A 13,030-nucleotide genomic window follows, 5' to 3' on the forward strand; every position below is an offset into this window, starting at 1 on the left:
ATTCGCAGTGATGCACTAAACTATTATAATTCAAAAATTCTTCTAAAAAGAACAAAATTGTACACTGGTAATACTGAGATATTAGCAAAGATTTCACAAGGAGATATTAAAGCATATAAAGCTTTGTTTTGTCAGTATTTCAGTGAATTAGTACAGTTTGCAGAAGGCTATGTTTTCGATTTGGACGTAGCAAAAGATATTGTGCAGGATGTGTTTATTTATCTATGGGAAAACCATGCCGAAATAAATATCAAGAATCTGAAATCTTACTTATATACAGCAGTTAAAAATAAGTGCATTCATTATATTAATCACCTTAAAATAAGGGATAAGCACAAGGTGTTTTTAATTAATAATTACCTGGAGGCATCGGATGAAAATATCGAGTATGATCCTGAAGTAATTAAACAAATTAAAGAAGCTTTAGAGTCTCTGCCAAAGGAAATGAAACGGATTTTTAAGGCCAAGTACATTTATGATCTTACAGTGCCAGAAATATCCGAAGATTTAGGAATCTCTGCGAATACTGTTAAAACACAATTAAAAAGAGCCAGAGCTGCAATCCGCGCAAAATTATTTGATCAGTAACATAGAATTATTTGATTTTTGTCACCCCATATAAAAACATAAAGGTCATAAGGGCATAAGACGCAAAAATATGCCTAAATATATTGAGATAGATACGAAGATTCTGTGGAGAGTTCATAAAGGGATTGCTACTCCTGATGAGCAACAACTGTTTGCTAAATGGTCAGGTGCCAACTCAAAAAACAGGAAGTACTTCAATTTGTTCTGTGAACGATTTGAGGCAGACAGGTCACAGCTGACAGATGAAGAAATTGAACGTTGCTGGAAACAGGTCTATTTTTCAATAAGTGTCAAAAGAAGATTATCAACTGTTTTCAAGTATGCAGCAGCAATTGCCATCCCTCTTTTGGTGGGATTAAGTATAGTCTATCTGACTGATACTTCGCAACCCAAATCAGCTGAGACAGAGAAGATTCTTCCGGGAGTTAAAAAGGCCACTTTATTTTTGAGTGACGGTAGCACATTAGCGTTAGATGATGTGCAAGATTCCTTTGTGTTTGAAGAAAATGGACAAGTTGTTGGAAAAGACTCACTGAATACACTTACATATTCTAATGCTCCTACAAACAATATTATTTACAATACCATTATGGTGCCAATCGGAGGTGAGTACAATCTGGTTTTAAGTGATGGTACGAAAGTGTGGTTAAATGCGGATAGTGAATTAAAGTACCCAGTGAGTTTCATGGGGGATAAAAGAGACGTTTTTCTTAGAGGAGAGGCATTTTTTAACGTAGCTCACAATAAGACGAAGCCGTTTTTTGTACACTCTGATAATTCTTCGGTGAAGGTATATGGCACCGAGTTCAATTTTATGACTTATAAAGATGACAATGTTGAGCAAATAACTTTGGTAAGTGGAAAGGTAGGAGTAAATATTAATGGTAAGCAAACCTTTTTAGAACCAGGACAGCAGGCTGAAGTACTCTTGTCGGCCTCCTCAGTTTCTGTGAAAGAGGTTAATACGGAGTTATATACAGCCTGGACTGGCGGAGAACTAGTATTTGAGAATATGGCCTTAAATGAGTTAGCAAAGAAACTATCGCGTTGGTATGAGGTGGATTTCTTTTTTGCCAATCAGAATGTGACACAAAAGCGATTTACTGGTGTTATTTCAAAAGACAGTGACTTTGAATTTTTTATGTCTTTAATTGAGAAAACAACGAATGTTAAAATAACAGTGAATAACCGTACTGTATTGGTGCAAGAGCAAAACTAAAACAGAGATGTGCTGGTAACACATCTCTGCTTATTTAAATAAAAGGGTAATCACATCAAAATCATTACCCTACGTATAACGTTAAGTACAAAATTATGAAAAAAAATCGGAAGTGGTATGCGCTTTTGTTTAAGCTTGCTGTACCACGAAAACTGTTGTTGATCATGAAAATCAGTTTCATCCTTCTCTTTGCTGTCTTTATGCAAATATCTGCGGCCGGGTTTGCACAGAAAGTTGTTATTAAAAAAGGAAACATCACCTACAAGCAGCTTTTTTCAGAAATACGCGAACAAACCGGCATTGTGACGATATTAAGTAATGATGAGATTGATTTGAACAGTGACTTGATTATTGAAAGTAAAAGCTTTGAACTGGAGCAGCTGCTTAATGAAATCACTAAAGGCACTGAGTTAACTTATGAGTTAATAGATAACTATCTGGTGATACGACCCTTGAAGCCTGAGGAGAAGCTGCGCATGGAGCAGGTCGCTCAGCAACCCGAAAACCGAGTACTTACAGGGACGATTAAGGATGAGTCCGGACTGCCAATACCCGGTGCTAACGTGTTCATAAAAGGGACACAAAACGGTACCATTACAGATGCAAATGGGGTATATGCCTTTGAAATTTCAGTGGGGCACGACGTTTTGGTGGTGTCTTTTATTGGCATGGAAACACAGGAACTGTTGATTGCTGATAAAAAGGTTATTGATGTAACGCTTATCTCGGCCATCAGTAGTGTTGATGAGGTGGTGGTGATTGGTTACGGTTCCACAAAAAGAGAGCGAATTGGTTCAGCTATCTCGCAAGTTAAAGCCGAAGATATCGAACAGCAATCGATTGGTGTCACTAGCTTCGAAAATATACTGGGAGGTAATGTCAAAGGTTTACAGGTGTCGCAGGGATCAGGAGCACCTGGTGCCTCTTCTACCATTCGCCTGCGAGGCATCACATCTCCTTTTTCAGGTGGTAATAATCAGCCTTTATATGTCATCGACGGGGTGGAATTTAATACCGATCAGGTGTCAGGAGCAGCTGCACAAAATCCTCTGGAAGCCATCAGTCCATCCGATATAAAAAGTATTTCGGTGTTGAAGGATGCTGGTGCCACCGCCATATATGGTTCTCGTGGCGCCAATGGGGTGATTATTGTTACGACAAAGCGAGGCCAGCGCGATAGTCAATTGTCTGTTACAATGGATGCCTCTTTATCCATATCCAACCCTGTGAAAAAGTGGGACTTATTGGATGCTGATGAATTTAAGCAATTACACCAGATGATTGCGGTAAATACCTACAATAAATTTGGTGGTACTAATGAAGTGGCTAACCTGATTTATAATGGTGATGGTACTTTTAATGACATGTATTACGATGCTGTTTTGGGTGAAACAGTTGATATGTGGGGTACCAGCAATACTGACTGGCAGGATGAACTATACCGGACCAATGCGCCAGTCCAGAAGTATAATCTAACAATGGCAGGTGGTACAGAGCGTACCAACTACTCTGCCACGCTTTACTATAATTCTGTAAAGGGGCTTATCATCAACGATATCCAAAAAAGATACGGTTCTAGGCTATCGGTTGATACCGATGTGAATGACTGGATGCGCCTGGGAAGCTCTTTAAACGTGAGTGGAGCAAGGAATGCTATTGGCCGAAATGTTAATGCCGGAAATGGTCCATTGACCGAGGCCATTGGCGCGCGACCAGATATGCCGGTAATGGATGAAACTGGATTTGGTTATGTACGTCAGGTTGTTCCAACGTCGTATACTGTCAGCAATGGTATTGTTAATTATACCACACTTCAGCCAAATATTGTTGCTTCCACCTTAAATGATAATGTGACCAAATCCTTATCGGTATTTGCCAATGGCTATGTCGAAGTGCAGCCGTTCAAAGACTTTAAGTTAAAAACTGACTTAAATGTCGCCAACTTTGTAACCAAGGGCAGTAACTTTCAACCCTTGGTAGCACAAGACCAGAATGTTTCAGGAGGTAACTTTAATAAGAAATATTTAGGCTACTCCAATGCCTTATCAACCACGTTAAATTTCCAGGCCTACTACACTAAGCAATTGGAGAATCACACAATTGATTTAATGGCAGGTGTTTCGTCAAACAAAGTGCGACATGAGTCAGAAAGCCATAGCTTTACGAATATGGCCGACGATGTTTACATGACTAATGTTGAAACAGGGCTTCATGAAAAGTCATCAGAAGCCAAAGCAGAGAATGTAATGAACTCCTGGTTCTCTCGCCTGCAGTATTCTTATAAGGGCCGCTATACACTCACTGCTAATATGCGTTCAGATAAATCTTCGAAGTTCGGGCCTGGTAATAAACGCGGCTATTTTCCTTCAGGGGCTGTTAATTGGAATGTCGCCCAGGAGAACTTTATGAAGAACCAAAAGGTGTTGAATGTACTGAAGCTAAGAGCTTCGTATGGTAAAACCGGATTGGCGAATATTTCAGACTTTACCTATCTGCGTTATTGGTCAACGCCCTGGGACCACATCAGCTACATGGGCAATACGGTGCTGTTGCCTGAAAATATCTACCCAAATGAAGATATTAAGTGGGAAACCACCAAGGAGTTAAATATAGGTTTGGATTTTGGCCTGTTTAATAACCGCTTGTATGGAGGTATTGATTACTACGATAAATATACCAGCGATGCCATTATGGACACACCCATTTTCCCGGAAACGGGAGCTGCTGTTATGTATGATAACCGTGCTGAAATTAGCAATACCGGGATGGAGTTTGAGTTGGGAGGTAATATTATACAAACAAATGACTTTGTGTGGAATGTGAATCTAAATATTGCCTATAACCGAAATGTGCTGGAAAGCATTGAAGGTAATGCTATTAGCCAGTGGGTAGTTGGCCAGTATGTAGAAGGTGAACCCATTGGGATTTTAAGTGGATTGCAAGTGTCTCATGTGATTCGTGATCAGGCAGAAATTGATGCCTTAAATGCCAAAGCACCCAGTGGCTATTACCAGGATGCCACAACAAGCGTGGGCGACTATCTGTACAAAGACAGGAATGGAGACGGCCAGATTAATGCCGAAGATAAAACGATAATAGGTACGCAAGAGCCTGATTTCTTTGGTGGTTTTTCAACCAACTTAAGTTATAAGAATTTGTCATTTACTGCCGGATTTCAGTACTCGGTAGGTAATGAAAAGCGTTGGTATAATGCAGCGGCCATGTATTTGACACCCGGAACATTTGCCAATATGGGACATGAGGCATTGTACGATACTTACACCGATGAGAATACAGATGCCCAATATCCAATGCTAGCATATGGAAACAGAAATAATTCTTATTTCAAGCGTATGATTAATGATGAGGTGGTGCAGGATGCTTCTTATCTTCGCCTGAAGGTGGTTAACCTGAGCTATAGGGTACCTGAGCAGATTACGGATAAGCTGCAGATTGAGGGATTAACTATTTATGTTGGTGGTACCAATTTATTGACTTTTACCAAATACAAAGGACTGGATCCTGAAAGCATGGCTCATCCATACAATGGTCCGGGAGAAACCGGTAATATTCTGAGTGGTGTCAGAGGTCAAGATGCCTATCCGATGGCGCGTACTTATACCATGGGGCTAAAGCTTACCTTTTAATTAACTAAACAGATTTAAGATGAAACGTATATTCAACTATATATTTATCAGTTTATTAGGCTTCGCGATGGTAGCCTGCGACTTATGGTCGGATGTGGACGAGGCCAAGCCTTATTATGTGCAAACCGAGGATGCTTCATATGCCACTCTAAAGGGTATCAATGCCAATGTAAATGGTATGTATTCACTAATGAGAGGTTTTCAGATGACAGAACCTGCTAAAAATGCCGGGCAACTAGCGGGGATTTATAATGACCCATGGCAGCAGGAAACAGACTATATGAGGGTGATGGTGACTGTTGATGATAACTATACGAACCAATACTACCTAAACTGGTATCAGTTAATTGCCAGTGCCAACTATCTGGTTAAAAACCTTAAGGATTTAGCAGAGGGACAGGTCGAAGGTTTATCCCTGGCCAGACGTGATGAGATTATTGGGGAAGCTAAAATAGCCAGGGCAATTGGCCATTTTGAGTTATTGAAACTATTTGGTTATTACTACGACCTGAACTCAGAGTATGGCATCCCAGTGGTGACCAGTGTATTGTCTGAAGCACCACTGCGCAGCAGTGTTCAGCAGGTGTATGATGCCATTATGAAGGATTTGGATGAAGGGATAACGTATGCACCGGAAGGGATAAATCGCCAGTTGTTTACAGTACTAACAGCCAAAGCAATAAAAGCCAAAGTGGCTTTGTATATGAGAGATTACTCAACAGCAGCTATTTTGGCCAATGACGTGATCGAAAATGGTGGATTTAGTTTAGAGACAAACTATACGGATATCTTTCTGGAGGGCTTTGCTTCTGAAGAAGTGATCTTTTCGCCCAATGCCATTAATTACGATGAGTACATTGGTCCTTCTAATGAATACACCAACAGTCCGTCGGATATGCTAAAGGCTTTGGCAGATGAACAGGTGGAAGGTGTCGGCAATGAGGCAACAGGCGAAGGATACGATGCACGCTATGCTTATACCCATGCTTGGGACTTATTGCCTCTCTGGGCCTATAATGGGAAGTATCCGCCTAAATGGGACTTTAATCAGCCAGGCAATTCATACAATTATCTGCGCCTGGCCGAATTGTATTTTATACAGGCTGAGGCCGAGGCTCGATTAGCCAGCGACGACATCAATGATTCTCGTTTTGTGAGTGCATTGTCACGGGTTAATCAGTTGCGCGATAGGGTGAGTATGGCGCATGCTATGCCAGCTGGTAAAGCTGAGCTGCTTCAAACCATTCGCATTGATAAAATGATGGAACTGCTTCTGGAATGGGGCGAGCCTTGGAGCGATATGGTTCGCTACCACTTTTTGGGTGATATTAATATATCTGCCATCAGAGGTTTTGAGATTCAAGACTGGCAGCTTACTTATCCGTTCAATCTTAGAACCTTAAATGCCAATACCCGCCTGGTGCAGAACCCGGGATACATAGGTGTTGGAGAAAGTAATTAAGGATAAAAGTTACGTATTAAATTAGTGTGTTGGTGAACTTAGAGTCATTGGCTTTGAGCTAGTGGCTCTTCGTTTACGATCATTTGATTTATACCACATCCTGTTTTATTGTTTGAACAGCACCTTTAGTGTACACCTATAGAGTGTACACTAATGATTGTGATGTTCTGAGTAACGCCTATTGCCTGCTGCAATTGGTATAGACAGTTACTTACACACTATTATACACTTATTAATCACAACTAAAATGAAAAACTATATAATACTATTAGCTATCCTGCTTGGTATTACATCCGGCATGATGGCGCAGGGAATACGATTTGAACATGGCGATTGGGCCCAGGTAAAAGCAAAAGCAAAAGCTGCTGAGAAAATTATCTTTATCGATTTTTATACCACCTGGTGTGGCCCGTGCAAAAACTTATCGAACAATGTATTTCCGCAAAAGCAGGTCGGTGACTTTTATAATGCGCATTTTATCAGTTATAAGGTAGATGCAGAAAAAGGGGAAGGACGGGAATTGGCTAAAAAGTTTGGAGTAAAAGCCTACCCAACATTAGTATTTGCCAATGCCAATGGTGAATTCGTTCACCAGGCCGTTGGGGGCATGGATGCAACAGCCCTTATAAGTTTAGGAAAAGCCGCTCTGGATCCTGAGCAACAGCTTTCCCATGTGATGAACAAGGATGAGGATCAAATAACAGATATACCAGCCTATTTGCGTCAGTTAAGTGAAAGTCGATTGGCTTACGAAGATAAATACGAAACCTATATTACTTCTTTAAAAAGGAAAGAGCTGTTTACGCAAGCAACTTTTGATTTAATGGTGGAGCTGGGAGGAAGGGAAGCTGCTGGCTTTACCTTCGATGTTATTTTTAATAATAAGAAGGCCTTTGCCAGAGCCATTGGTGAAGAGCCGGTAGATAACTACTTTTTTAATAAATATTTGACTAAAGCCTTTAAAGTGGCTTATCATGGTGGTGCCATTGAAACAGTATATGACGAAATCAAACAAAAGGGCTTTGATTTTGCCGACAAAATTCAGAAAACTTATCAGCTGACCAAGTACATATCGGATGGTAATTATGAAGTTTTTATAAGTGAAGCACCTGGTTACATACAGAAATATGCTAAAAATAACCTGGAACTCAAATATAGGTGGGTTTTTATGGTGGCTGTTCATTCAGTTTATCAATCGCCCGAATTGAAAGCTTATGTTCACCAGTTGGCGGATGAGTTAATTGCTCAGAACTATAAAGTGGCTGAGGTCAATGCCTATTTAGGACAATCATATGCTATGACAGGGGATTATCAAACCGCACTAAAGTACTACCAAAAGGCGGCCGACTATGCACAGGAAAACAATATAGACGGGGAATACCTTAAATATGCGAAGACGCTTGAAAAAAAGATTGCCGTAATGGAAAAAGGAGATTATAGCATCCATATTTCAGGCCTGGATGAATACAATGGGATGTGCATTAAACTTAGTTATGAAAGCCCTGATGAAATAGGTGAAATGGTTGAAGCAGGTGATGTGTTGATTAAAGAGGGGCAATGTACACTAACCGGCCATGTTTCAACGCCTGTTAATGCTTGGTGGGGATTATATGATGATGAGGTCTATCAGTACAAAGGAGGTGGTGTAATATTGGAGCCGGGGGAGTATTTGGCCACAATTAAAGGCAATGATATGACTGTTGAAAACAGCGTTTACAACTTTTTTATCTACCAAGCGGTTAAAAATGACCCGGCTTTTTCAGCAGCAAAAGAAAAGTTGGATACATGGAGTGCTAAGGAACGGGATTTAAAAATTCCGGAAGTCAAGAAGGATTATTTAGAGCTTATTGGCGCAGTTAATAATGCAAAAAAGGATTACTACATCAATACCTATAGAACCGCACTGGATCCAATTGTGAAGGTGATGGCATTTTATGTAGGAGGCCTTTGGGTGGATGAAGGTGCTGACGGAGAGATAGCAAAACTTAAAGCACAGCTGGGGGAGCATTATCTGTTAAAAACCATTATGTATCATAAAGAGCAGAGTGTAGAAGCTGAGGCTATGCTGGCCACTGTTGGGGTTGGCCAACAAATAAAACCCTTTGTGGCCAAAGATTTAAGTGGGCAGGCCTTTGAGCTGGAAAAGGTATTAAAGGAGAATAAATATGTTTTGGTGGAGTTCTGGGCCAGCTGGTGTGGCCCCTGCCGGGCAGCTATCCCACATTTGAAAGAGGTCTATAACAAGTACCACCAGCAAGGCTTCGAAATAGTGTCTTTCTCCTTGGATAATAAGGAGAGCTTGTGGAGAAAAGCCTCCGAAGAGGAGGGTATTCCATGGATCAATACTTCCGATTTGTTGGCTTTTAAAAGTCCCATTGCAAAAATGTACGGTGTTTCTGGCGTTCCATACAGCCTGCTGGTCGATCAGAATGGGGTTATCATTACCTCACAGTATGGCACCAACTATTTAGAAGAAAAATTGAAAGAACTAATTAAATAACCCGATGATGAAAACGATAAATTCTTTGTTTTGGACAGGTATTGTGGCCTTAGTTATTTTAAGCGCCTGTAGTCTGAATGCATCCTATAAAATTGCAGGTGAAGCTGATAACCTGGAAGATGGCGAGTGGGTAAAACTGACCAATGCCATTACCTACGAAACCATTGATTCGGCGCAGGTGCTCAATGGGCAGTTTCAGTTAAAGGGAAAAGTAGAACAGCCTATGCTTGTTCACATATATGTTGGTAATTACTTTCACCACATGGTGTTGGAAAATGCAAGCTATAAAGTTGTTAGAGGCAGTAACTTTATTTATGCCGATGGGGGCGAAATCAATAACCAGGTATTTGGCTATACCTTGGAAAATGACTACCAGAACCTCTTAAAGGAACATGCTTTAGCACCAGATCCGTTTAATAATCTGGATATGATGAATAAAGAAGCGGTAGAGAAAGCTCGCAGCATATTCCGAGAAAGAATGAATGAGGTACGGTCATATAAGAACGCCTACCAGTTAAAAGTATTAGAGGGCAACCATTCTACGCTTATCAAACTGTTTTTATTAGCCGATTATAATGATTGGGATAAATACGATGCGGATAAGCGAATAGAGTTATACAAGCAATATGAACAGGAACTGGGGCCTCATCCCTTGCTGATTTATAAGAAAGAAGAGATTTTGAGCATAAAGAAAGAAATGGAAATTCGAAAAAAAGTGGCGCCTGGTCAACCGTTTATGGAGGTGCTTGGACAAACTAAAGACGGTGAACAACTGAAACTATCAGAGGTCGTGGCACAAAATAAGTATACCTTGCTGGAGTTTTGGGCGAGCTGGTGTGGCCCTTGTCGTGGGGAGTTTCCACACCTGAAAAAAGCGTACAGTCATTATCACGAAAAAGGCTTCGAGATTTTTGCCTTTTCGCTCGACTCGAAAGAGAAGCACTGGTTTACAGCGCTGGAAGAAGAAAATGCGCCTTGGATCAATGTGGTCGACTACAAGGCATTTGATGGTGATGGGGCACAGGCCTATGGTGTAACTGGCATCCCGGCCAGCTTTTTAATCGATCAGAATGGAATCATTGTGGCTTCCGGAAAAGAAGTGAGGGGCTTTGGATTGGATGAAAAGCTACAGGAGCTTTTGGGAGAATAGTACTCAAATTTTGTTTATTCATTTCCAATGACATCTTATTATCTCGAATATGTAAGTGAAAATGGTGGCACAAGGTTAATTCATCAATGGGGTTGTCCTCAAATGAGACTTCGAATGGATTACCTATTGTTACTTGGTGATTTCTCAAATAGCGATTGTATTGATAGTTACGCAAAGTGGCATTTCCCAGCTTGGAATATAAAAAAGTGCAACTGTTGTTATTGTTTTTAATCAGTCAATCAGTAGGCTTAATAGAATTTATCCGTCAAAGGAGCCATTATTTGAAGGAGAGTGGCGTCCTACATATGGCAATTTCTCTAATCGAAAATTAAAGTTATGTGACTGCTGTCAACTCATGATTGACATAGACACAGAGCTGTAAAACAAATATTATTATTGATTATGAAAATTGATTCTCATTAAGTTTTGGTCATAGCATTATACGCGTTCATGTTTCGCTAGGGGGAGTTTTATACTCAGGAGGTCTCATTCTTCGGAATGGGACCTTTTTTTATTTACAGCTTATTAGATGGATGTGGAACTTGCAAAAACAATCCGAAAGCTATCTAATTGTAGCCGAGAGATGCATCAATAGTCAAGAGAAGCCCATAAAATTTCACGAGGACAGTGAAATATTACCCGAGAGCTGCTGCAGATGGCCCGAGAAGCCATGGAAGTTGTCCGAGGAGCCGTAAAAATGAACCGAGACCGGGGTAAGATTGCCCGAGGGCTTCAATATTTTGCCCGAGGACATAAAAAAATACCACGAGAGCTGGTCGAAACTTCCGCGGGATAGTAAAATCAATGGTTTTAGCTATTATATTTCGAACTCAGATTAATATTTGTAAAAAGGAAATTATAGAATATTGTTTTGAATCACATTTTTACTCAAAATCTATTGTATTCCTGAACTGTTTTGATATGCTTGTCGTGTATTTAAATGGATGAATATCAGCATTGCAAATTACTTTCCGATACAGAAATTTTTGAAAATATTACCCAATACCTCGTCTGTATTAATGTGCCCGGTTATCTCACCCAAGTAGTGCAAAACCTCACGAATATCCTGCGCCAGAAAATCACCACTTAATCCTGATTCCAACCCGCCAAAAACACGATTAATGGCTGCCAATGAATTTTGCAATGCTTCATAATGGCGTGCATTGGTCACAATTACCTCATCATTATCAATAGCCGACACATTAACTGTCTTAAGCAGCGCATTTGTTAAAGCGTCAATATTCTTTTGCTTTTTGGCAGAAATAGGCACAATGGCATCGGTTTCGGCTAACTCTTTAAAACTATCAATTGAGAAGCGATTGGATACAGAAGCATCATCTGACAAATCAGTTTTATTGATAACCACTATCAGTTGCTGATGTTCTTCCAATCGTCTTTTAATGTCGCTAATAGCATCATGTATTTTCTCATCGGGGTCGTTAACATCCAACAGGAGCAAAACAATAGTGGCCTTACTAATCTTATCATAGGTGCGCTCAATACCCAGATTCTCAATTTCATCTTTGGTGGCACGTATGCCTGCCGTATCAATAAAACGAAACCCAATACCTTCAATATTGATGGTGTCTTCAATGACATCGCGTGTGGTTCCATGAATATCGGATACAATGGCTCGCTCCTCCTGAAGTAAGGTATTTAACAGGGTCGATTTTCCGGCATTAGTATGCCCTACAATGGCCACCGGAATACCGTTTTTAATAGCATTTCCCAATGAAAATGAGTTGGTTAGTTTCTTCAAAAGCGTTTGAATATCCGTTACCAGTTTGGTCAGTTCATTGCGATTGGCAAACTCAACGTCTTCTTCACTAAAGTCGAGTTCCAGCTCTATTAAAGAGATAAAATTAAGTAGTTGAGTGCGAAGGTTAATCAGCTCATTGGAAAAGCCTCCGCGCATTTGCTGTAGGGCAACCCTTCGAGCTGCTTCACTTTTGGAGGCAATCAAATCCGCCACCGCTTCGGCCTGCGACAAATCCATTTTTCCATTTAAGAAAGCGCGTTGCGTAAATTCTCCGGCTGTGGCCAGTCGTGCTCCATTGCGTGTTAACAATTGAAGCACCTGCTGCTGAATATAAGGTGCTCCGTGACAGGCTATCTCAACAATTTCTTCACCGGTAAACGAATGCGGCGCCTTAAAAATACTAACCAATACTTCATCTATATCTTTTTCACCATCGGTAATCGAACCAAAATGAATTGTATTGGCCTTTTGCTTTGACAACAACTTACCTTGTTTGGCCGGCACAAAAACTTTCTCACATATTGAAATAGCTTCGGCTCCTGACAAGCGAATGACTGCTATTGCCCCCATACCTTGAGCAGTTGATATGGCACAAATCGTATCTTTTTGGTCTTGCATTTTAACTCCTGTTCATCAGTGAAAATTATGTGCAAATATAGTCAATTCATCCTTTGCAGTAGCATCTGGTGTTGACATACATTAACA

At 40.5% G+C, this 13,030-nt stretch carries 7 protein-coding genes; 6 read left to right on the plus strand and 1 reads right to left on the minus strand.

All coding sequences use genetic code 11. The annotated features are described in order from the left end of the window. The 6 genes from J1N10_RS12115 to J1N10_RS12140 all read left to right on the plus strand — a co-directional run. The coding region (locus tag J1N10_RS12115; protein ID WP_262326975.1) for an RNA polymerase sigma-70 factor at positions 1–588 on the plus strand (588 nt) is incomplete at its 5' end. A gap of 70 nt (positions 589–658) precedes the next feature. Further along, the gene (locus J1N10_RS12120; protein ID WP_262326976.1) at positions 659–1,807 is read left to right on the plus strand and encodes a FecR family protein; all 1,149 of its coding nucleotides are present in this window, start codon (positions 659–661) and stop codon (positions 1,805–1,807) included. Positions 1,808–1,902: 95 nt separating this feature from the next. Next, positions 1,903–5,454, plus strand: coding sequence for a SusC/RagA family TonB-linked outer membrane protein (locus tag J1N10_RS12125; RefSeq protein WP_262326977.1), 3,552 nt, complete (start codon positions 1,903–1,905; stop codon positions 5,452–5,454). Positions 5,455–5,473: 19 nt separating this feature from the next. Beyond that, positions 5,474–6,916, plus strand: coding sequence for a RagB/SusD family nutrient uptake outer membrane protein (locus J1N10_RS12130; RefSeq protein WP_262326978.1), 1,443 nt, complete (start codon positions 5,474–5,476; stop codon positions 6,914–6,916). A 247-nt stretch (positions 6,917–7,163) separates the two neighbouring features. Then, positions 7,164–9,416 (plus strand): TlpA family protein disulfide reductase, encoded by a 2,253-nt coding sequence (locus tag J1N10_RS12135; protein ID WP_262326979.1) that lies wholly within the window; start codon positions 7,164–7,166, stop codon positions 9,414–9,416. A gap of 4 nt (positions 9,417–9,420) precedes the next feature. Beyond that, the gene (locus J1N10_RS12140; protein WP_262326980.1) at positions 9,421–10,566 is read left to right on the plus strand and encodes a TlpA disulfide reductase family protein; all 1,146 of its coding nucleotides are present in this window, start codon (positions 9,421–9,423) and stop codon (positions 10,564–10,566) included. A 964-nt stretch (positions 10,567–11,530) separates the two neighbouring features. Here the strand turns inward: J1N10_RS12140 and mnmE are convergent. Continuing rightward, positions 11,531–12,943, minus strand: a complete 1,413-nt coding sequence (gene mnmE, locus J1N10_RS12145; RefSeq protein WP_262326981.1) for a tRNA uridine-5-carboxymethylaminomethyl(34) synthesis GTPase MnmE — start codon at positions 12,941–12,943, stop codon at positions 11,531–11,533. Positions 12,944–13,030 lie beyond the last annotated feature (87 nt).

The organism is Carboxylicivirga litoralis, assembly GCF_025499605.1.
Classification (GTDB): Bacteria; Bacteroidota; Bacteroidia; order Bacteroidales; family Marinilabiliaceae; genus Carboxylicivirga; species Carboxylicivirga litoralis.

Bases quoted from the DNA above. Each gene is read 5' to 3' on its own strand.
- J1N10_RS12120 (WP_262326976.1), top strand. From the start codon at position 659: ATGCCTAAATATATTGAGATAGATACGAAGATTCTGTGGAGAGTTCAT.
- J1N10_RS12125 (WP_262326977.1), top strand. From the start codon at position 1,903: ATGAAAAAAAATCGGAAGTGGTATGCGCTTTTGTTTAAGCTTGCTGTA.
- J1N10_RS12130 (WP_262326978.1), top strand. From the start codon at position 5,474: ATGAAACGTATATTCAACTATATATTTATCAGTTTATTAGGCTTCGCG.
- J1N10_RS12135 (WP_262326979.1), top strand. From the start codon at position 7,164: ATGAAAAACTATATAATACTATTAGCTATCCTGCTTGGTATTACATCC.
- J1N10_RS12140 (WP_262326980.1), top strand. From the start codon at position 9,421: ATGATGAAAACGATAAATTCTTTGTTTTGGACAGGTATTGTGGCCTTA.
- mnmE (WP_262326981.1), bottom strand. From the start codon at position 12,943: ATGCAAGACCAAAAAGATACGATTTGTGCCATATCAACTGCTCAAGGT.